The 20,769-nt window shown below is 32.5% G+C and carries 21 protein-coding genes; 5 read left to right on the top strand and 16 right to left on the bottom strand.

Going from position 1 to position 20,769, the window contains the following annotated elements:
* The first annotated feature begins 1 nt into the window (after nucleotide 1).
* A complete protein-coding gene (locus J8L88_RS07165; RefSeq protein ID WP_211060374.1) occupies nucleotides 2-1,132 on the top strand; it encodes an ARPP-1 family domain-containing protein in 1,131 nt (376 codons plus the stop codon).
* 120 nt (nucleotides 1,133-1,252) lie between these two features.
* Entirely contained in the window at nucleotides 1,253-1,678 is a 426-nt protein-coding gene (locus J8L88_RS07160; protein WP_211060373.1) for a hypothetical protein, read from the top strand.
* A 50-nt stretch (nucleotides 1,679-1,728) separates the two neighbouring features.
* Here J8L88_RS07160 and J8L88_RS07155 read toward each other — a convergent pair whose 3' ends face one another.
* The 9 genes from J8L88_RS07155 to J8L88_RS07115 all read right to left on the bottom strand — a co-directional run bounded on the left by J8L88_RS07155 (nucleotide 1,729) and on the right by J8L88_RS07115 (nucleotide 10,743).
* Nucleotides 1,729-2,610 (bottom strand): aldose 1-epimerase family protein, encoded by an 882-nt coding sequence (locus J8L88_RS07155; RefSeq protein WP_247666437.1) that lies wholly within the window; start codon nucleotides 2,608-2,610, stop codon nucleotides 1,729-1,731.
* A gap of 65 nt (nucleotides 2,611-2,675) precedes the next feature.
* Entirely contained in the window at nucleotides 2,676-3,338 is a 663-nt protein-coding gene (locus tag J8L88_RS07150) for a hypothetical protein (RefSeq protein ID WP_211060372.1), read from the bottom strand.
* Nucleotides 3,339-3,658: 320 nt separating this feature from the next.
* A complete protein-coding gene (locus J8L88_RS07145; protein WP_211060371.1) occupies nucleotides 3,659-5,053 on the bottom strand; it encodes an RtcB family protein in 1,395 nt (464 codons plus the stop codon).
* A gap of 136 nt (nucleotides 5,054-5,189) precedes the next feature.
* On the bottom strand, nucleotides 5,190-5,831 hold the full coding sequence (locus tag J8L88_RS07140; RefSeq protein WP_211060370.1) for a hypothetical protein: 642 nt from the start codon (nucleotides 5,829-5,831) through the stop codon (nucleotides 5,190-5,192).
* 328 nt (nucleotides 5,832-6,159) lie between these two features.
* Nucleotides 6,160-6,735: an RNA polymerase sigma factor gene (locus J8L88_RS07135; protein WP_118387434.1), complete on the bottom strand. Its 576-nt coding sequence runs from the start codon at nucleotides 6,733-6,735 to the stop codon at nucleotides 6,160-6,162.
* 327 nt (nucleotides 6,736-7,062) lie between these two features.
* A complete protein-coding gene (locus J8L88_RS07130) occupies nucleotides 7,063-7,728 on the bottom strand; it encodes a response regulator (protein WP_211060369.1) in 666 nt (221 codons plus the stop codon).
* Nucleotides 7,729-7,740: 12 nt separating this feature from the next.
* Nucleotides 7,741-9,726, bottom strand: a complete 1,986-nt coding sequence (locus J8L88_RS07125; RefSeq protein ID WP_211060368.1) for a tetratricopeptide repeat-containing sensor histidine kinase — start codon at nucleotides 9,724-9,726, stop codon at nucleotides 7,741-7,743.
* A gap of 111 nt (nucleotides 9,727-9,837) precedes the next feature.
* Entirely contained in the window at nucleotides 9,838-9,999 is a 162-nt protein-coding gene (locus tag J8L88_RS07120) for a hypothetical protein (protein ID WP_211060367.1), read from the bottom strand.
* A 513-nt stretch (nucleotides 10,000-10,512) separates the two neighbouring features.
* Nucleotides 10,513-10,743 carry a hypothetical protein gene (locus J8L88_RS07115; RefSeq protein WP_211060366.1) on the bottom strand — a complete coding sequence of 77 codons (231 nt, stop codon included), beginning with the start codon at nucleotides 10,741-10,743 and terminating at the stop codon, nucleotides 10,513-10,515.
* 183 nt (nucleotides 10,744-10,926) lie between these two features.
* On the opposite strand from J8L88_RS07115, the gene J8L88_RS07110 reads away from it, so the two are divergent.
* Nucleotides 10,927-11,937: a YafY family protein gene (locus J8L88_RS07110; protein WP_211060365.1), complete on the top strand. Its 1,011-nt coding sequence runs from the start codon at nucleotides 10,927-10,929 to the stop codon at nucleotides 11,935-11,937.
* Nucleotides 11,938-11,947: 10 nt separating this feature from the next.
* Here the strand turns inward: J8L88_RS07110 and J8L88_RS07105 are convergent, their stop codons facing one another.
* The 7 genes from J8L88_RS07105 to J8L88_RS07075 all read right to left on the bottom strand — a co-directional run bounded on the left by J8L88_RS07105 (nucleotide 11,948) and on the right by J8L88_RS07075 (nucleotide 19,554).
* Nucleotides 11,948-13,189 (bottom strand): sodium:proton antiporter, encoded by a 1,242-nt coding sequence (locus J8L88_RS07105; RefSeq protein ID WP_211060364.1) that lies wholly within the window; start codon nucleotides 13,187-13,189, stop codon nucleotides 11,948-11,950.
* A 108-nt stretch (nucleotides 13,190-13,297) separates the two neighbouring features.
* Nucleotides 13,298-15,253: a thiamine pyrophosphate-dependent enzyme gene (locus tag J8L88_RS07100; RefSeq protein ID WP_118387422.1), complete on the bottom strand. Its 1,956-nt coding sequence runs from the start codon at nucleotides 15,251-15,253 to the stop codon at nucleotides 13,298-13,300.
* Between the two features lie 17 nt (nucleotides 15,254-15,270).
* Entirely contained in the window at nucleotides 15,271-15,654 is a 384-nt protein-coding gene (locus J8L88_RS07095) for a DUF2721 domain-containing protein (protein ID WP_027395333.1), read from the bottom strand.
* 5 nt (nucleotides 15,655-15,659) lie between these two features.
* Complete coding sequence (locus J8L88_RS07090) at nucleotides 15,660-16,412, bottom strand: hypothetical protein (protein WP_211060363.1); 753 nt, start codon at nucleotides 16,410-16,412, stop codon at nucleotides 15,660-15,662.
* A 31-nt stretch (nucleotides 16,413-16,443) separates the two neighbouring features.
* A complete protein-coding gene (locus J8L88_RS07085) occupies nucleotides 16,444-18,054 on the bottom strand; it encodes a glutamate synthase-related protein (protein ID WP_211060362.1) in 1,611 nt (536 codons plus the stop codon).
* Nucleotides 18,055-18,063: 9 nt separating this feature from the next.
* Entirely contained in the window at nucleotides 18,064-18,747 is a 684-nt protein-coding gene (locus tag J8L88_RS07080; protein ID WP_211060361.1) for a Crp/Fnr family transcriptional regulator, read from the bottom strand.
* 471 nt (nucleotides 18,748-19,218) lie between these two features.
* Entirely contained in the window at nucleotides 19,219-19,554 is a 336-nt protein-coding gene (locus J8L88_RS07075; protein ID WP_027395337.1) for a single-stranded DNA-binding protein, read from the bottom strand.
* 269 nt (nucleotides 19,555-19,823) lie between these two features.
* Here J8L88_RS07075 and J8L88_RS07070 point away from each other — a divergent pair, with 269 nt between their 5' ends.
* Nucleotides 19,824-20,291 (top strand): DinB family protein, encoded by a 468-nt coding sequence (locus J8L88_RS07070; RefSeq protein WP_211060360.1) that lies wholly within the window; start codon nucleotides 19,824-19,826, stop codon nucleotides 20,289-20,291.
* On the top strand, nucleotides 20,284-20,739 hold the full coding sequence (locus J8L88_RS07065; RefSeq protein WP_118387412.1) for a DinB family protein: 456 nt from the start codon (nucleotides 20,284-20,286) through the stop codon (nucleotides 20,737-20,739). The genes J8L88_RS07070 and J8L88_RS07065 overlap by 8 nt, the downstream gene beginning before the upstream one ends.
* Nucleotides 20,740-20,769: the final 30 nt, after the last annotated feature.

The raw sequence follows: 20,769 nt of genomic DNA, 5'->3' as shown, positions 1-20,769 counted from the left end.
CATGAAGGTATACTCAATTATTTTATCCGTTTTTAGTATTTGTATTCTATTTTTTGGTTTCAAAAAGGGCAAAGTTTCTGATGACCAAAAGATTACTGATGATCCAAGTAATGAACAGATTACAGAAGAAATTAAAATTAAGGAAGGAATACGTGTTCAGAATCTTACGTTATTTATGATTACAGGTAAAGAAAAAATATCTGGTGATATTTATAAAACCTTATCTGAAGCAATGAATACAAGGGAAGTGACGGTAAAAGAAACAGGAAATGTAAATCAATTGCTATTGGATAATAATAGCGATGATTATATATTTATTCATTCTGGAGATATTGTAAAAGGAGGAAAACAGGATAGAACAATAAGTTATGATGTAATTATTCCTCCAAAAGCGAAGAATGTAGAATTACAAAGTTTTTGTGTAGAACAAGGTAGATGGAGACAACGTGGTAATGAAACTCTTTCTTCTTTTGCGTCTAATACTAAAATGTTATCATCTAGAGAATTAAAACTTGCAGCAAGACACGAAAAAAATCAGAGTAAGGTTTGGGGAAAAGTAGCGGAACAGAAGGATCGTTTAAATGATAATCTTTCCAGAAAAAATGGAAAAATGGTAAATGTAGCCAATAACGCATCCAATACGAGCTTGCAATTAGCGCTAGAGAGTGACGAATTGGATAGTGCAAAAAAAGAATATTACAATAAGTTTAAGGATTTACTAACAACGGACAATACGATTGGATATGCATACGCAATCAACGGTAAAGTTTATGCAGTAGAGATCTATAATAATCAACGTCTTTTTAAGAATTTGTGGGATAAAATATTAGAATCGATTATTGTCGAAGCTATTAGCGAACAAAATGATAAGGATTATGAGGCTTGTACAGTAAAAGATGTAACGAAGTTTATGGATGCAATTAAAACTGAGAATAAAGGTGTGGTTAAAAACGTTAATAAAACAACCAATTTCAGAACCGTTCAGAATAACAAAGGGAATATAATTTTTACTACGGAAGATACTGATAAGAAAAGGTGGATCCATAAAAGTTATATGAAAAATGAAAAGACAAATGCTGTTCAATCTAAAGAAGATTTTCCATACAGAAGAATACAACAGCGCAATCGTTAGGTGTTTAGTTGTATTGAAGTTTGGATTGAAAAATAGCAATAGCTTTTATAAAAATTTTGTATAATTCACCGCAACCATTAGGTAAGAGTTTCATCTATGAAATAACATATAACTTTAATCATGAAAAATATACTTGTCCTTCTTTTAATCGGAGTTACAATTTTGAGCTGTTCGAATGATGATGATGTTGCAAACCCAACTAATTGTGATTTTACAACTTTGGTAGATGCTTCAGAATATGAGGATGCGCCTTCAGATCAAGTAACCATTAATAGTGTAGCAATAGCTGATAATTGTTTAAAAGTCAATTTTGGTGCATCGGGTTGTGATGGAAATACTTGGGAACTAAAATTAATTGATTCCGAGAGTGTATTTGAATCCAATCCGCCACAAAGAAATTTAAGATTGTCATTGAAAAATGAAGAAGCTTGTCAAGCTTTTATTACCCAAGAATTGGATTTCGATATTTCGAATCTACAAGTTGAAGGGAATCAAGTCTTGCTAAATATTACAAATTCTGACCAAACTGTTTTATACGAATACTAGAAGATTTTAAAGCAATTTTAGCATTATTTGCTACTAATATTCACTTTGTGTCATTTGCAATCGGTTATGGTAATTGTATAACTACTGTTATGCGTTTTTTCTTCATCCAGTTTTTGGATCCCTTCTTTTTCTTCGATGTTTTGGGTGGTATCTTCTACGTCAGCATATCCTAACCAAGGTTCTATACAGACATAAGGAGCTTTGGGTTTTGCCCATATACCAAGATCGGGAAAATCCTTTAAATCCATAGAAAGTACTGCCCCTTTTTCTTTATGAACAAGAGTGGCCTTTTCTGCTTTGATGTTCTTAAAAATAAGTGCGTCATTATCAAAAAGAGAATCGGTAAGCCAGATTTTGTGATCTTCTATGACAGATATAGTTTGATTACTAATCAATCCATTTGATGTAAGTACATAACAATCAGTATTGTTCATTTTTTCTAATAAAATATAATAATCTTCATAGTTTTCTGACGAGTGTATAGGACAATTGAAAGCTGGATGTCCTCCAACTGAAAAAAACATGGGTTGCGAACCGTTATTATTTATACTATGCGAAATTATGATTTGATCGTTGACAAGTTCAAAACTAATTATGAAATCAAATGTAAACGGATAACTATTCAGTGTTTCTTCTGAAGTAGATAGCGAAAATGAAACTTTAGTAGGATTGTTTTGCGTTCCTATTACATTTTTGTTGTGTCGGATAAATCCGTGTTTTGGTAAAGAATAACTTTTCTTTTTATAAGTATATGTTCCATTTTTTAATCCTCCAACGATAGGAAACAGCACAGGAGCCCGACTTGCCCATATAGTAGGATCACCTTGCCATAAAAATTCTTTATTATCTTTTTTGGTTTTGATACTTGTTAATTCTGCTCCAATACTATCAATACTAACAATTAGGTGGTCGTTTTCTATAGTGTGAATCATATAGGTATTATGTTGGTTAATGGTTATTACAAAAGTAAAGAAAGAAGTTACTTCGATATATGAATCTATAGAAAAGGTTCTAAAAAACCTATTAATTTTGTTCCATCCGAACTCCATCGGATTCCATGACCGCTTGGTACTCTAATCTCATATACATATTCGTGTTGATAATGATAAAAGATATTCCACCAAGTTTTATTTTCTATAATTTCTAGAATACGTTTTCTTACTTTTTCTTCTTTCTGAGTAGGGTTACCTTTTATCTCTCCCCAAAAATTATCAGTAGATCTTCCGATATGTTTTTCCCAAGCTCTGGTAGCTATACAGATTTGATGATTAAAAGGAGTAAAACAACTGGCTAGTAATGTTTCTTTTAATGGCGGAATCGCCTCTTCATTCTGTAACGTGGCTGAGGTACATCGTTGACCAATAAGCAATAAAAGATGCTCAAAAGGTGTGTTTTCAATAATCGCTGCCCAATCTTTTGGAGTTGTGTTGTTTTCAGCAAGAATTGTTTTAAAATTCTTGAACGCTTCGGATAGTGAAGATGTTATTTCTTCATCAAAATGGGGGAGTGGATGTTTATCTGGAATTCCAAACTCATGATAATGTTCCAGATTTTTGGAGAAAACCTGTAGATGTTCTTCTTGTAAAAAATCAGCATAGCGTTCCTTCCAGGAATCTGAAAGGAACTGTTTGCTGTTTTGTAAAATTGAAAATAAATTCATTTTTGTTTCTAAATTCTTTTAGGCATCCCACCACATGGTTTTTTTATACAAAGGAAATTCTACTAACTCGTTATTTAATTTTTTGCGTAAAACAACTTTGCTTTTAGTGCGATATTCTCGTCTCTTTTCTCTTGTATACTCGCTACCTAACTTCCACCATTTCGGGGCGTTTTGCGTTCTCTTTTTCCTTTATGACTTGTTTTGTAATTATAAAATTTCTTGTTGTCATAAGATTTCATCTGTATTAATTTTTAAATTAAAAACTTAATACAGGGTTCCTTTTTTAATTTGCATTTTTATTTTTTAATCAATTGTTATATTTACTTATTTCTATTTCTTCTCTTTACTCTCCAAGGAGCATTGATACTAAAATCTCCCGCCATAATAGAACCATATGGCATCACTTCGTCTATTACTGCACCCAATCCAAATTCCTCCATTTGATTTCGTACAGCTTTGGCATTTTTATAAGCACTTGGCAATTCAGAAATATCGATTTCTTTAGAGAAAAAACGTACATCTAAACCTTCTGTTTCAATGGCAAAGATTTCTTCATTAGTCTGTCCTTCTTTGTTTCTTTTATGTTGTGTTCTACTTAAGTTTCTACCAGCTCCGTGAGGTGCAAATCCAAGATTATTCTCAGTGGTTGCTCCTTCGACAATTAATATAGGTTCTGCCATATTTAGCGGAATTAATCTTGGACCTGTGATATCTGGCATAAACTTTTTATCTAAAGGGGTTGCTCCTTTTGCATGATAGAATAAGTCACCTTCTTTAAAGACAAAGTTATGTTCGTTCCAATATCTATCTTCTGCTTCTAGATCTAACGCTTTCAAAGTTGCATCATGAATCACTTCATGATTTAATTTTGTCCATTTTCTGATCGTTTGTAATGCCGACCAATAGGTTTGTCCTTCCTCGGTATCAAAAGGAATCCAGGCATTTTGTTTTAAAGTTTCAGGAGAAATATCCATTCTAAATTTATTGGCAATATGCATTCCTTTTTTAAACAATCTGGCTCCGACACCTCTAGATCCGTGATGTGTGATCATCATGGTATTACCAGTTTTTGTAGAAGTTCCTACAAACAGAAAATGATTTCCATCTCCTTGCGTTCCTAGATGTTCCCTAGCCATACTAATATCTTTGTCTTCTCTAAGAAAGAAGTTAGATTTAAATTCTGCTAACAATTCATCGGTCAGCTGATATTGGTGTCCTCTAGGTCTACCTCCAGGTCCAAAATGTGTGCTGGCATGTGCAGCATCTAATATTTTTTTAGGATCTGTTTTACCAAAATCAGTTAACATCACAGAACAGCAGATGTCTGCACTGTGCATTCCTGGATGAATTGCATTTTTAGCAACGACAACACCACCCACAGGGATAGTGCCTTTTGGGCCAGATGGACATGCATCCGGCATCACGGCACCGTTTATAATGGTAGGAGTTTTCATCAATTCCTTCATGGAGTCCGTTACTTTGGTAACATTATCTTTTTCTAATTCATTCGCTGCTTTAATATTAATTTTAAAGTCTATAGCAGTTTTATGTAACTCCTGGATAGGAGGCATTTTATATTGTTCTAAATAAGCGTGCATTGCTTCATCAGCTAATTGATGTGTATTGATATGTTCAATAGCTTTTGGAAACCATTTACCAGATCTAAATCCTAAATCAATCAATGTCTTTCCGGTAATGTTAATTTTGTTTTTCATGATATTATCTAATTGATGAAGCAAAGATGAGATTGTATTACGCAATAGTTTTGCGTAATGTAATTAATAATCAAAAAAAATCCTCAAAAGAAATATAACCAATTGAGGATTTAGATACTATTAAACTAGATATTTTTTACTGCCTAACAAAAACTTTTAAATCATCACTTTTTCTCATTGCATACGAAAGTGATTTGTCACTAAATGATTTTTCGGGTTTATAATTGCTTAGTGATAACACATTAGGTAGTTTCATACCCCAAGATCCAGATTTTTTACTTTCTCCAGGAACAATCACAACTACATGGCCATATGTTTCTGAAGTGTCAATGATTAGTGCTAAACCACCTCTATTGGTATGCTCTAATGCTTGATCTATGGTTTGCTGAGTTACAGTTCCTAATTGTAACCAATTTTTAGATCGTTCTGCAATAGGACGAATACTGTCATATATAACATATCCCGATTTTTGATCCTTAAATTCTGTTACTTCAAAGACTTTGGTAATCGTTTTGGAGATACTATTTCTGCAATCATTTCGTTCCGTAGCTGCTTTTTTGCACATGATAAAATTCTCTACTTCTTTGTCCAGATCAATATTAGCTGGTTTAACTACCGAAGATGTTTGATAATTATTATTTTTCTTTTCTGCTTCTTTTTCTTGATTATCATCAGTGGATTCTATTTTATTCTCAGTATCCAAAGTTTTTTCTTTTTGCTCGTCTTTACAGGCGAATAGACAAATAACGAGAAGTAATAGAGGGATTATTTTTTTCATGTTGTTTAATTTTAGTGATGTAATGATAGGTGATTTTTTATTAGGTTCAAAGTTATTTTTATGCTCAATATCCGGTTGTGTAACATTAAATAATAATTTTAAATATTAAAATGTAGGGTTTTTCTGGAGTTGACTGTTTATAGTATAAAAAATGGCTATAAGGAAGAATATGAGTTAATTCTCGTTTTTTCATAAGCGACAAGTCAGTCGTCAGTGATTACTTTTTTAATGCAGAAAACCAGGATCCCGGCCTGGTTTTCTTTTTTTTAGATTTTCTGAATGTTTTATTCGTTAAATGTACTTACACACTAATCAATTTTGTAAATACCTAAGCAGTAATTCTTAGTTCGCGATACAATGGATCTTTCTCGATCATCGTTAATAATTGTTTTTTGACATCAAATTTCTTTTTTCGGGTATATCCTTCAGTATATCCTGTGATTTTTGAAATTTCCTTGGCAGATTTCCCTTCAAAATATAACAGCATTAAATTTTTGTTATCACTACTTAATTTCTGGAAATGTTTTCGGTATAAATGCTCACGTTCTTGGTTTTCGATATCCTTGATTACGGATTCGGTTACATATTCTGCACTTATAAATTTTGTCTCATCATGAACTACCTTATGTTTATTGCGCAATCGAGTTCTCCAAGTGTTTTTGCAAATCCCATAAAAATAGGTTGTTAATGGAACGTTTATTTCTAAAGTTCCAGATTTTAGTTTTTGATACAATACTACTAACGCGTCCTGAAAAACATCTTCTACATCCTGCATATTACCATCATTTCGTAAAATATACCCTTGGATATATCTTACATTGTCACGATAGAAAACTTTTAATGTCCGTTGATCTCCCTTAATGATTCCGGATATTATTGCCTGATCTGTATTCATTTTTCCCATTACTTTTTTTGTTTATACCGTTCGATTTTGATTAGAATACTTAAATAGAATTTTACTTTTTTTGATGGTACAAACATAAATTTACTGGAGCGGAAGTCCTTACAGATTTCCGTAATCAAAGGGAATTTTTTTAGAAAAAACAGTTTTTTTAGTAATTGTTATCTAACTAAATATAATTGCAAAAAGCAGATGAAAATGTACATCGCGATTTGATCAAAAGATCTACACGTAACCCTACTAAGAAGGATTTTTTTAAAGAAAATATTTGTAGAAAAAGAGATTAGAAACAAATAACCAAGAATATAGCTGGTAGTAGATTGCTTTTTTTTACAATAACCCCAAATCTTTTACAATTGCGACTAAATGTGTGGTGTTTTTTGCTTTAAAATCATCAAAGAGTTTACTTACTCTTTTGTCAATAGTACTTTCGCTATTTGGAGAGATTTTTTGTTTTTTTAATTTTTGCACAATTTCTTTTTTAGTAAAACCGAGTGCAAGTTCTTCTAATAACATAATATCGAAATCATCTAAGTTGATAATATTATCAGTATTAGCATCCGTTACTTCAGACGGAAGAACAGTCTCACCTTTATATACACCTTGTATACAGTTTACTAAATCTTTTATTGCATGTTGGCCTTTGCACACATAGCCATTAATATCTAGTTTTTGGAATAGCATATTTATCTTATCAGGTCTGCTTTCTTGTGAGTATACGATTACATTAATGGTAGGGTCTATTTTTCGAATGTCCTGTATGAGTTCTATACCAGAAGTTCTGGTTTGTACTTTGTGATCTTCTTTAAAAGAAAGATCAGTTATCAGTAACTCAAAAGGAGTATTTTCTTGGTGCGCTTTTCTAAATTTAATATACGCATCATCGCAATACTTTGCTTCCTCTATATCTAGGATACCTACTTGGTCATTAAGTACTTTTACGATACCTTGATTGGCAATTTCATAATCTTCTGCTACCAATACTTTTGTAAACATATTCGATCCTTTTTAACACGGGATTTTAATCTCAGCTTTAAAGCCTTTATTTTTTTCTGAGTCAAAGATAATAGTTCCGTTGATAGCTAGAATACGCTTTTCCGTATTACGGAGTCCATTTTTTGATTTAATTTCTTCTTTTTGGATGCCTACACCATTATCAGAGTACTTAATTAATATTTTATTTTTTTCGTTTTTAAAGACCACAGCGACCAAATCTGCTTTACTATGCTTTTGCATATTGGTCATCAACTCCTGTAAAACTCGATAGATGGTAATTTTTAGATTTTTGTCTGTGGTATCCCAACTAATTTTATCAATACCCCTTAGTACAAGTTTAATATTGTTTTTGGTATAGTTGGTCAACATATCCGTTAACTCCTCTAAGTAGGTTTCATCTACCTCGAATTCGCTATTTTCTCTAGAGATGTCTCTGGCTTTGGTATAGGCGGTATTTAGTTTTTTGGTAATCTGTGGATCGTGTGGATCGTTTTGATATTGCATCATTACCTGAAAAATATCATTACCAATTTCATCGTGTAACCGTTTAGAAATCCTGGTTTCTGTTTCATACGCTGCTTGGAACTCTACGATTTTGTTTTGTTGTGCTAAATATTTAGTTCGCTGTCTAGAGAAGTAAATGATAAACCCAATGAATGTAGCAAGTAGTAAGATCCCAAGGAGATAGATGGTGTTTTGATTTTGGATTTCTACAATTTCTTCTTTTTTCTGCTGGTTTTCTTTTTCTAGATTTTCACTTTCAAACCGAATTCTGGCGAATTTATCTCTAAATAAATTATCTCTTTTGGTTAGACTATCACTTAACTGCATATATTTCAGGGCGTATATTCGTCCTTCTTCTGGAGGAGAAACTTGGGCCAATAAATCATAAGCTTGTAGGAGTTCTGTATTTTCATTAACTAATAGAGAAGCATCTTTTACCTTTGATCCATAAAGTATAGCAAGACTATCATTGTTATTGGATTTGTAGTATTCCGCATAATGTAAGTTATTTGTAATAATTCCCTTAATATCATTAACGCTATTTCTGATTTTATATGCTTTATTTAACAGATATAGTGCACTATCACTTTGTTTGCCTGAAAGGAACTTTACATATCCAAGGTTATCTAATAGTAAAGAGTGTGTGTTTGGATTTTTTTTTAAGAAATCTGAGTATTCCAGGCCTTTGTTAAAGGATTCTTCTGCTTCCTTATATTTTCTATTATTTTTATGAACAACACCTATGTTATTATAAGACTGTACAACATAAAACGTTTCTTTTTTTGTTCTTCTAGAATATTCAACTGCTTTTTCATAATAATTAATCGCGTCTTTGTATTGACTCAATTGTTTTGCTATTATTCCCAAATTATTATAGGATAGAGGTAAATAAGATTCATTTTTTGAAAGCAAAAATTTTTTGATTGCTCTAATAGTAAGATCTTCGCTTTGGCTATAATCTTTCACTTTTTTAGATAATTTAGCTAAATCGATTAGGATTTTTCCATGAGCAAAAGCATATGACTCAGGATTTCTTTTATTTACTTTATCAAAATTTCTATAAATCCTGTCAGCTTCTAAAAAGTTCTTATACGAACTATCAAGTGATATTGTTCTGAAATAGATACCAATATTACCGTAAGATTTTGCCATCGTTAAGGAATCTGATAATTTTTTAGAAATTCGAAGTGCTTTATAATTAATTTGTTTATAGTCCTCATATTCTTTAAAAGAATAATATGAATAAGAAATTTTATGTAATAATTTAATTTTTTCATTATTGTCAGGTAGCTTATTGGTTAGTTCGAATGCTTCCTGGAGATAATATTTTTTTTCTTCTAATGACTTTGATGTGTTTTCTGAATCTTTAATTAGATTATGAACAATATCGTTATTCAATGATTCTTTATCTTTAAAAGTTTCTTCATTTTTGTTACAGTTTATAAAAACGGTTACAAAGCAAATTAGTAAAGATGTTAACTTCAAAAGTCTCATACTAGTACAAATAGGAGAACGAATTTAAATATTTTATTTGATTATAATCTATAACGAAATAGGGTTTGTTAAAGACAAACCCTATTGAGAAAGCTTTTTGCAATTATAAAACTACAAATCACCTGGTTTTACGTCTTCTTCCTCACCGTCCTCAGTAAAAGAAGTTTTCTCTACTTGCTCAACTCCAACTTCTTCATTGATAGAAGGAGGGTCGCAAGAAACGAAGTTTAGACCTAATAATACGGCTAATAGTAAAAATTTTAAAGTTTTCATGTTGTTAGTTGTTTGATATTCCAATTGTTGGGGTACGCCCATAGGTTGCAACCCCAGTTGGTATGTGCCCACATACCTAGTACCTATGGGAAATGATCAATAAGGTGGGAAAGTGATCCTAGTGCAGTTGCGATACCTTACTTTCCCCTTTTCGGGTAGCGGCAAACTGCAGTTTGGATGGGTTTTGTCTTCGATGGAGTTTGTCTAAATACTTAGACATCTTTTCGGCTACGATTAGACTGATTGTTTAGCTCAGACTGATGTAGATCGATAGACAAAACGAGTTTTGTAACCTTTTTTTAATAAGCGTCATAGAAATGTATACCTGGATACGTTCGATATATGAATGTTGTTATCTAACAATAAGTGTCTGATATCATCTGCCTTGTGTGTCTATTAGTTTGTCGATTAGCCATTAGCTTATCGTGAGTACTATGTGAACACTTTAAGATTTTTGATACCTTTTTTGATTTGTCAATGAAGACAAATCTGCTTATCGAGAGCTTACAACATCTAAACTATATGCGAAGTAAAGCTGTCTGTTACTAGCACCTCACGAATGTGTATACTAGTTAAATTGAACTCTTTTTCCAGTACTGTTGTACCGTTTGCATTTGGCATTTTTACTGGAGTAGGATTAACAACTGAAGTGTGTAACCCTAATCCGTCGAAGCCTGCAAATGCATCGGCTAACAGATAATTTCTGATCTCCTGCTCCTTTTTAGAAAATTGATTAAACTTCATTGTTTTATTTTTTTGTTGTTAATTAATTGAAACTCTTTTTTTGAATATACCCTGCATTATTGCAAGATTTTTAATTCTAAAGTTTCTTATTGTTTTGTTATTTATAGTACAAATGTCTGTAACTAGTACGCATTCTTTTTGCGTAGTAAAAAATATTTACTATTTTTTCTAAAATATTTTTAAATGGCTTCTAATAAAAATGCTTTAATACGATATAAAACGATTGATCAATGTTTGCGCAATACCTTTAGGAGGTGGATGTTGGATGATCTTATAGAGGCATGTTCTGATGCATTATATGAATATGAAGGAAAAGATGTGTATGTAAGTAAGCGTACGGTACAATTAGATATACAGATGATGCGTAGTGATAAATTAGGATATAATGCACCTATAGAAGTATATCAACGCAAATTTTACCGATATGCAGAAGAAGATTATAGTATTATGAATATCCCGGTGACAGATCATGATATTAAAATAATGAACGAGTCCATCCAGATATTACGTCAGTTTAAAGATTTTTCGCTGTTTAAGGAGATGAATGGAGTTATTGAACGCTTAGAAGATTCTGTATATGCAAATGAAAAAGATAATATACCGATTATCCATCTCGAAAAGAATGACCAACTAAAAGGGCTAGAGCATATTGATAGATTATACCACGCGATACAGAATAAGCAGGTTCTAAAAATGGTGTATAAGTCTTTTAAAGCTAGAAGTGAAAGTGAAATTCTTATTCATCCGCAGTTGTTAAAAGAATTTAATAATCGATGGTTCTTATTAGCGTTGGGTAATAAAGGGAAACTACTAACCACTTTTGCATTGGATAGAATTGTTAGTATCCATAATTCTAAAGAAGATATTCTTTATATCGATCAGCATATTGATGGAGATATATATTATAAGGATGTAATAGGAGTGACGGTTTCAGAAAATGTAGTGCCAGAGCTTGTAAAGTTTAGAATAGATAATAGAAATGCCCCTTATGTAATCACCAAACCATTTCATACATCTCAGCAAACAATATCAAAAGATGAACTAGGTACTACTTTTACGATTAAGGTTCAGATTAATTTTGAGTTAGAACGTGTGATATTAGGTTTTGGTGATACTATAGAAGTTTTAGAACCAGAACGATTACGCACCAGAATTCATGGAAAACTAAAAAGAGCTTTAGACAAGTACAAATAGTAATTAATAATTATTGATATAACTTTTTTACCAGTTTTCCGATACTAAGTCCTTGTACGAGTATTGAAAAGAATACAACTACATAGGTGATATATAGTATCACTTCTGAAGAAGGGTTGCCTGTTAAACTTAGCGCCAAAGCTAGCGAAATGCCACCTCGTAATCCTCCCCAAGTTAGTATAGAAACAGTTTTTATGGGGCTCATCTCAGTATGCTTTAGTAATGAATAAGGAAGTAATACAGAAATAAATCTTGAAAAAAGCACTATAAAAATTGCGATAATTCCTAAGGTTAGATGTCCTACATCAAATTTTAATAGGTGTATGGCTAAACCGATCAGAACAAACAGGATGCCATTAAAAACATCATCGAGTACTTCCCATATATCATTGATCAGTTTTCTTGTTGGACCTTGATTGGATGCCACATTTAATTTGTTACCAATTAACATTCCTGCAACTACCATAGCTAATGGTCCTGATACATGGATCAAAGATGCTAATGCATATCCACCCATTACAGTTGCCAGACTGATCATTACTGATAATTGTGGATTTTCTTTTACGGATTTTATACTCTGATATCCTATAAATCCTAAAAGAGCTCCATAGACGATTCCACCAATAGCTTCTTCTACAAATAATTTACCAATTTCTGCGGTTACAGAACCTTCTCCATGATGTTCTCCCATTCCAGTGAGAATTAATATTCCAGAAAATACAACAACTCCAATACCATCATTAAACAAGGATTCTCCTTCAATTTTTATTCCTAAGCTTTTGGCAATATTTGCTTTTTTCAGAATGGCCATCACAGCAATTGGATCAGTAGGCGATATCAATGCGCCAAATAGCAAAGCATCTAAAAAAGGTAATTGAATATTAATTAATTGAGCAGCACCAAAAGTCAAACCACCTACCAAAAATGTAGAAATCAAAACTCCCAACGTTGCAAATAAGATGATGGGCCATTTTTCTTTTTTTAGTTCCTCAATATTTACGTGTAAGGCTCCTGCAAACAAAAGGAAGCTTAAAATCCCATCTAATAACAAACTCCTAAAATCAGAATTAGCAACAATATCACAAAAGAACTGATAGAAGTCAGGAACAATATTTTTACTTAATGTAATGATTACAACAGTTACTAAACTCAATAGCATCAGAGCAATTGTAGCAGGCATTTTTAACCATTTGTAGTTTATAAAACTAAAAAAAGCAGCAATCGAAAAAATAATACTGAAGGATTGTAACATGGTTCTTAAGATTATAATTTGCGTATAAGTTTTTAAACATGGTGATTCTATAAAACCTTCTGTATTGCATAACAGAAGGGCTTTGGGATTTTTCAAGCAGATGTTTAGCTAAATAAGTTTCACATCCGTTATGATTTCTAAAAGAGCTGGACCATTATGATCTCTTAGTTTTTCTAATGCGGGAATTAGTTCTTCTTTTTTAGTCACTTTGATACCCAAAGCACCGCAATTTTCGGCATATTTAGCAAAACTTACATTATGTAATGAAGTTTGCCAGACATCTAATTCGGCGGCTTTTTGTTCTTTAGAAATTTTTCCTAATTCAGAGTTGTTGAGCAATACATGTTTGATATTCATATTGTATTTCACCAAGGTCATCATTTCTGCTAAATATTGACCAAAACCACCATCTCCAGAAACTGACCAGATAGGCCTTTCTTTTCCTTTGGCAGCCCAAGCTCCCATAGCAGCAGGTAACGAAAATCCAATGGAACCTAGATATCCAGACATTAATATAGATTGATTTTTAGGTTCGAAATAACGTCCGAATGAGTAGGTGTTGTTTCCAACATCTACAGCAATTACTGCATTTTCTGGAGTGACTTTATTCATTGCCTCGAATACTGCAATAGAACTTATTCCATTATCACCTTGATCTTTTAATCGATTCGCTTTTTCTTCTTTCCAAATATCCCAACGTTCAGCAATTTCTGATCTTCTATCGATAGTATCAATGTTGTTTTCTGTTTGTTCCTCTATGAGAGATAGTGTTTCCGAAATTTCTCCCCAAAGCGCAGCATCTATTTTATGAAACTTACTTAATGCTGTTGGATCATAATCTACCTGAATAATTGGTTTCTTAGGAGTGATTCCTGTATGATTAGAGAATGAAGCTCCAAATACAATCAATAAATCACTTTCGTTCATAAACCAGGAAGCAATAGGAGTTCCACTACGACCTAATACTCCGCAACCCAATTCATGATCATCAGGAATAAGTCCTTTCCCTTTAAAGGTTGTAATTACTGGACATTTTAGCTTATCCGCAAAAGTTGTAATGGCTTTCATATGAAACCTTGCTCCATGACCAACAATAATAGCAGGCTTTTTTGATTCTGAAATCATCGAAACTGCTTTTGCAACCATTTGCTTTGGAGGTGAAATATTCATCGGAGTTATTCTTCCTTCAGGAGTTTGTGCTTCTTCGCCTATAGTTTTTGGCATAAAAGCCACTTCATCTGGGAAAGTAATATGTGATACATTTCTATTGAGTATTGCACTTTTTATGGCTAAACTCATTAATTCACTATGTTTAGAATTCTGTTGGACAGAATGATTAAAATCAGCAACAGTTTGGAATGCCTTGACCAAATCTACTTCCTGAAAAGCACCGGTACCCATCACTTGGGTATTTACTTGTCCGGAAAATGCTAATAAAGGGGCTCTATCTACCTTAGCATCCCACATACCTGTAAACATATTAGTGGAACCAGGTCCTGCAATACCAAAACATACAGCTGGTTTGCCCATTAATTTTCCATAAGCCGAAGCAGCAAAGGCGGCAGCGCCTTCATGACGAATACCAAAATATTGTAACTTTCCTTGTTTTTCTAATCGCATCATTGCATCTGCAACTCCAAGGTTAGAATGACCTACCATTCCAAAAACGGTATCAACATTCCAGTTAACCATAGTTTGTATCATAACATCAGAAATAGTATCCTGATGTTTAGGTTCTTCTGGAATACCAACTAAGATTGCATTCCCATCTTCTTTTACCTCAAAAGTGGTAACTCCATCATCATAACCTCCTGGAGGCAGTCCTGTACAAGGGTCAAAATCCCAACCGTGCCAAGGACATCGTAACAAACCATTCTCTATAGAGCCTTCTCCTAGAGGACCTCCTTGATGTGGACATTTATTATCTAAAGCAGAAAATTTACCATTATAATGAGTGAGACAAACACCTTGGTGACCAGCGGTAACAGTTTGTACCCTTCCTTCTGGGAGTCTATCTTTATTATCTAGTACTTTATACCAAACAGTTTCTTTTTTTGAAGTCATGATTGCTTTTTAAGATGTTAGAATTTGTTGTGATATTGATCTTGTCTTATTTTTACAGCCCTAAATGAGTATATAATTAAGGCTATTAAACCTAACAGGGCGCTGGTAATTCCGGCAATAGTAATATAAATGGTAGCATTGAAATCGGTATCAATACTCTTATAAATTCCTGAAACTAATGCAGAAATCACAAAACAAGCAACAGCAATATATAAGAAAACCATAGCGCTATTTAGTAGCTTAAGTTGTCTTAACTTTCGCTCAATCAATTGTTCTTTTATTATATCTTCTGTAATCAATGTTTTAATCTCTGTACTGAGATTAACCAAAAGATTAGAGGTAGATAATATCAATAGTCCAATCCCGGGAATAATAGTAGCAGGTAGATACCAATGTTCCATAGGTTCTAATTTTTATAAGTAGAAATAGCTTCTTTGAAGAAAGTAACTCCTTTTTCTTCATCAATGCCAGAAATTGGTAAAACCGCTCCTTTAAAACCTTCATTTTTCCATTCACCTAATGATAATGGATCAAACGTAGCGGTATCTAAACTATCGTGACCTTTATACCCACTGATATAGAAATAATAGTTATTATGGGTGCTATCAGGAATTGCCATTCCTAATCCAATAGCAACACCAGCTTTATCTTCTAATTGAGCAAATGCTCCCGAATCGAAATGATGTGGCCATATCCGAATATCGGATTCGAGTGACGAAGTATTTAATGTTTTTTCTAGTACTTTATGTGCTAAGGTTCGATTTTGTAATAGCTCCTGAAGTATACTATCAGAAGGTTTTTCGAAAACGTAGTCATCCGTTAATGTATCGTAAGGAAGTTCATAGTGTAGTTTGTAAGTATAAGGGGTTTTGATTCCTAACGAAGTAGTTAATGATTCTAACCAGTTAAGAATTTCTCTATGTGTTTTTTTATCTAATGAAAGGCTTAGTCTAACCGTATTATTAGCAACCCAATGGAGTGCAAAATTTAGATAATCAAAAGTTATCTTACATCCTCTATCGTTTAAAGGCCAGGTTTCTAGATATCCTTTTTCTTTATTAAACCCTAAGTTCGTATGACTGTCATCGTCTTTTTTTGGTAAAAAGCTTATACTTGCTGTAGCTAAATATTGAGCTGCTAGATGTATTTGATTAGACATAATTATTTTATTTTTTTTAAAGTATTATGATTTATAATACTCCGGCGTAGTTAATTCCAGTTAATTTATGCATATCCCGATCAAAAGTTGATAAATCATCATGATTGAATTTTGAAACATCATCGTACCCACAAGCTCTAGCAACAACTTTAATTAAGTTATTAGTTGCATCAAAATAGTTATGTAATTGCTTTGCCGAAGATTCTATAATCAATCTGCTTCTTAAAGATTCTTTTTGCGTTGCGATACCTACAGGGCAGTTGTTACTTCCGCATGCACGCATCCCTAAACAACCGATAGCTTGTAATGCTGAATTAGATACTGCGATAGCATCAGCGCCAAGCATCATTGCTTTTGCAAAATCCTCTGCGATTCTTAATCCTCCAGTAATAATCAGAGTAACATCTGCAGCACCAACTTTATCAAGATATTTTCTTGCTCTTGCTAAAGCTGGAATTGTAGGTACATTAATATTATCACGTAAAATTGTAGGAGCAGATCCTGTCCCACCACCACGACCATCTAGGATGATGTAATCTACACCAACGTCCAAAGCAAACTGTATGTCTTTTTCGATATGACTGGCAGCAATTTTAAAACCAATTGGAATTCCACCAGTTCGATCTCGTACTTTTTCTGCAAAAGCTTTGAAATCTTTCACTCCATGAAAATCAGGGAATGTTGCTGGAGAGATAGCAGTTTCTCCTTCATTTAAACCTCTAACTTCTGCAATTTCTTTGCTAACTTTATTTCCTGGTAGATGACCACCTGTACCAGTTTTTGCTCCTTGTCCACCTTTAAAATGAAAGGCTTGTACTTTGTCTAATTTATCCCAAGAAAATCCAAACTGAGCAGAAGCTAACTCATAAAAATATTTGGTATTGTTTTCTTGTTCCTGTGGTAACATTCCACCTTCTCCAGAACATATTCCTGTGCCTGCCATTTCTGCTCCTCGGGATAAAGCAATTTTGGCTTCTCTAGATAAGGCCCCAAAACTCATATCACTTACAAACAAAGGGATATCAAGTTCTAAAGGCTTTTTTGCTTTGGCTCCAATAACCACTTTAGTAGCTACTTCTTCGTTATCTAATAATGGTCTAGTTGCTAGCTGAGCTGGTAAAAACTGGATGTCACTCCATTTGGGTAATGTATTTCTATCAACTCCCATAGAAGCAGAAAATCCGTGATGTCCAAGATTTTTTAATCCATTTTTAGCAAGCTCTTTAATGTATCCAGTATATGGTTCTGTATCTTCTGGATGTGTATCTGCATAAGCACCTAAATATTCATCTCTATTAAATGGTTGTGGTTGATCAAGAAGGTAATCATCAATTTCAGTTTCATCAACATATAGGGTATCTCCATCAATTTTAGTGCTAAATTTATGTAAAACCTCCTTGTTATTGTATTCAGAAACGCCAGTGTCATATCGGTAATCCCATCCATGGACACCACATATTAAGTTATGGCCATCTACATGTCCATCGGACATCAATGCACCTCTATGTAGGCATCTTCCATAAAGTACAGAAATTTCTTCATCAAACTTGACAATAACAAGATCTAATCCATTTACTAAAGCGTGAGTAGGCTGTTTGTTTTCTAAATTACTGATCTGGGCAATTGCTACAGGTTTTTTCATGAGTCTATGTTAATTTTGAATTGTGTGTTGCTTTGTTGTATTAAGTATAGAAATAGATTGTGTGTTATAATCTATAATACCTTCTTTGCGTAAAATGCTTAAAGTGTTACTAACTGTTTGTCTAGAAGTATTGGTTAAATTGGCTATGTCTTTATGCGTTAACAGGTTTTTTGCTATTATATTTTTTTCTGTTTGTTCTCCAAACTCTTTGATATAATCTATTACAAACTCTTTGATTCGAGTTGTACTATCTTTATATAATAAATCTTGTAATCGTCTCTCTAGTTTTTTGATTCGTAAACCATATATCTTTAGAACACCGTTTTTAAGAGATTTATGTTTCTCCATAATTTTTTTCATTCTAAAAGATTCTATATAACAGACAATACAATCCTCGAGCGCAATTGCTTGCTCTTCTATATTATCATGTTCATCGTAGAGTGATAACTCGCCAAAGATGTGTCCCTTTTTAACAATGTATTTAACACTATCTGTAGTAGTATCGATAATCTTAACGGTTCCTTTTTTTAGAAAAAAGATACTTTTATGATCATTATTAATTAGTTCAACAGTTGATCCTTTATCGATGTTTTTCATCTCAAGAATTTCACACATTCGCATCATGGTAATTCTACCAAGTTTATTAAATAAATTAAAACCTTCTAGAAACCAATATTTGGTATATGTGTTCAATGAAGTGTGAGTTTAGTTAGTATTGTTAAATGTAAGGATTTTTAATAGTACTCATAATTAATAAATTATGAGAAGTTACTTTAGACGACAATTATAGATTTTTCTTACAGTTTATAAGTAGTTATCGGTTTACCGGAATAGATCGTAAAAGTTTATGAGAATATACTGAAATTAGTACTCCACATTTTTAAATCTTCTCATGACTTTGGATAATCCGATATTATTTCTTCTATCCTCTCTAGGCGTTTTTAAAATTTCTTTTATTACAATCCTTTTTCTTTATATCGCTACTATTTTTAGTAATCGATTAATATCATACCAGTGGCATAACTCCGAAGGAGACGCTTTAATAATACGTTTTTAGAACTGATAGCGAGTAGTTTTTAAAATGAATTGTTAATAGATATGAAGATAAATTAATCTAGAGAAACCAATCTCTAGATTAATTTAATAATGGTATTCCAAATAAATTTATTTATTTCCCAGCATCAGGAATTCGTTACAAACTACTTCGGTAATATACCTTTTGTTTCCTTCGTTATCATCGTAACTGCGAGATGTAAGTTTTCCTTCTATAGCTACTTCTTGTCCCTTATTCACATATTTCTCAATGATTTCTGCGGTTTTACCCCAAGCTACAATATTGTGCCATTGAGTATCGGTAATTTTATCACCAGCTTTATTATAGTAATAGTCGTTAGTAGCGATAGAGAATTTTGCAAGTTTCTTCCCTGAATCAAGATTAACGATTTCTGGTTCTTGTCCTAAGTTTCCTATTAACTGTACTTTGTTTTTTAACGTGTTCATGTTTTTTAATTTTAGTTCCTGTTTTTTACAGGTAGATGAAACAATTTTTTTGGTATCGATTTTTCTTTTATTTCGACAAGGCAAACATAGATGCAGTTCCAAATAAGATTCGGTTAGGAAGTGTTTATTTTCGGTTGTAAACGTTTGTAGTCGTTTGTTTTTGACTAAAAGATGGTTTTATCGTATTGTGAAATATGATTTTAAAAAGCTATTTTTAAATAATAATTTTAAAACTAATAGTGTATCAATGGTTTACTAAATGATAGTCAATGAGAACAAAACAGATAGCAAATCGATTTAGAGAAGTGATATTAAACGGTGTTTGGATAGCTAATACCAATTATAAAGATCAATTATCAAATATAACTTGGGAACAAGCCACTACTAGAGTAGAACCATTAAATACAATTGCATTGCTTACTTTTCATATTAATTATTATATAGAAGGAGTTTTGAATGTGTTAAAGGGGGGAGCCTTGGAAATAAGAGATAAATATAGTTTTGATGCTCCTAAAATAACCTCCGAGGAAGATTGGAAAATATTATTGAACAGCTTATTGGATAATGCAGAAGAATTTGCAAGCCTGATCGATACTATGCCAGACGAAGAATTGGATAATTATTTTGTAGATGAAAAATATGGTACTTATCAGAGAAATATTGAAGCGATGATAGAGCATAGTTATTATCACTTAGGTCAAATTACGTTAATTAAAAAAATGTTGTCTAATGAATGATTCAATCATAGAAATATTAAAAACTATATTCGATAGAGATTTAACAAAATTAAAAACGGAAATAGAATCTTATACTAAAGAAGAACATATATGGATTGAAACACCAGATATAAGTAATTCGGCAGGGAATCTTTGCTTACATCTTGTCGGGAATCTCAATACCTATATTGGTGCAGAATTCGGTAAAACCGGATATATAAGACAAAGAGAACAGGAATTTTCTTTAAAAAATGTTTCTAGAATAGAACTACTATCTATGATAGATGATACGATGAAGATTGTAATGGATTCATTAAATATGATAACTAAAGAAGATTTACAAAAAGAATATCCTAGAATACTTATGGATAAGAACCCTAGTACCCATAGATTTCTGGTGCACTTGGCAACTCATTTAACGTATCATTTAGGTCAAATAAATTATCATAGAAGAATATTAGATGTTTAAATTGATAATAATCTGATACCTGATCTAACT

It is taken from the genome of Aquimarina sp. MMG015, from assembly GCF_018100855.1.
Taxonomy (GTDB): domain Bacteria; phylum Bacteroidota; class Bacteroidia; order Flavobacteriales; family Flavobacteriaceae; genus Aquimarina; species Aquimarina latercula.
This window is presented reverse-complemented; position numbering and strand designations above follow the sequence as displayed.

Bases quoted from the DNA above. Each gene is read 5' to 3' on its own strand.
- J8L88_RS07165 (WP_211060374.1), top strand. From the start codon at position 2: ATGAAGGTATACTCAATTATTTTATCCGTTTTTAGTATTTGTATTCTA.
- J8L88_RS07160 (WP_211060373.1), top strand. From the start codon at position 1,253: ATGAAAAATATACTTGTCCTTCTTTTAATCGGAGTTACAATTTTGAGC.
- J8L88_RS07155 (WP_247666437.1), bottom strand. From the start codon at position 2,610: ATGATTCACACTATAGAAAACGACCACCTAATTGTTAGTATTGATAGT.
- J8L88_RS07150 (WP_211060372.1), bottom strand. From the start codon at position 3,338: ATGAATTTATTTTCAATTTTACAAAACAGCAAACAGTTCCTTTCAGAT.
- J8L88_RS07145 (WP_211060371.1), bottom strand. From the start codon at position 5,053: ATGAAAAACAAAATTAACATTACCGGAAAGACATTGATTGATTTAGGA.
- J8L88_RS07140 (WP_211060370.1), bottom strand. From the start codon at position 5,831: ATGAAAAAAATAATCCCTCTATTACTTCTCGTTATTTGTCTATTCGCC.
- J8L88_RS07135 (WP_118387434.1), bottom strand. From the start codon at position 6,735: ATGGGAAAAATGAATACAGATCAGGCAATAATATCCGGAATCATTAAG.
- J8L88_RS07130 (WP_211060369.1), bottom strand. From the start codon at position 7,728: ATGTTTACAAAAGTATTGGTAGCAGAAGATTATGAAATTGCCAATCAA.
- J8L88_RS07125 (WP_211060368.1), bottom strand. From the start codon at position 9,726: ATGAGACTTTTGAAGTTAACATCTTTACTAATTTGCTTTGTAACCGTT.
- J8L88_RS07120 (WP_211060367.1), bottom strand. From the start codon at position 9,999: ATGAAAACTTTAAAATTTTTACTATTAGCCGTATTATTAGGTCTAAAC.
- J8L88_RS07115 (WP_211060366.1), bottom strand. From the start codon at position 10,743: ATGAAGTTTAATCAATTTTCTAAAAAGGAGCAGGAGATCAGAAATTAT.
- J8L88_RS07110 (WP_211060365.1), top strand. From the start codon at position 10,927: ATGGCTTCTAATAAAAATGCTTTAATACGATATAAAACGATTGATCAA.
- J8L88_RS07105 (WP_211060364.1), bottom strand. From the start codon at position 13,189: ATGTTACAATCCTTCAGTATTATTTTTTCGATTGCTGCTTTTTTTAGT.
- J8L88_RS07100 (WP_118387422.1), bottom strand. From the start codon at position 15,253: ATGACTTCAAAAAAAGAAACTGTTTGGTATAAAGTACTAGATAATAAA.
- J8L88_RS07095 (WP_027395333.1), bottom strand. From the start codon at position 15,654: ATGGAACATTGGTATCTACCTGCTACTATTATTCCCGGGATTGGACTA.
- J8L88_RS07090 (WP_211060363.1), bottom strand. From the start codon at position 16,412: ATGTCTAATCAAATACATCTAGCAGCTCAATATTTAGCTACAGCAAGT.
- J8L88_RS07085 (WP_211060362.1), bottom strand. From the start codon at position 18,054: ATGAAAAAACCTGTAGCAATTGCCCAGATCAGTAATTTAGAAAACAAA.
- J8L88_RS07075 (WP_027395337.1), bottom strand. From the start codon at position 19,554: ATGAACACGTTAAAAAACAAAGTACAGTTAATAGGAAACTTAGGACAA.
- J8L88_RS07070 (WP_211060360.1), top strand. From the start codon at position 19,824: ATGAGAACAAAACAGATAGCAAATCGATTTAGAGAAGTGATATTAAAC.
- J8L88_RS07065 (WP_118387412.1), top strand. From the start codon at position 20,284: ATGAATGATTCAATCATAGAAATATTAAAAACTATATTCGATAGAGAT.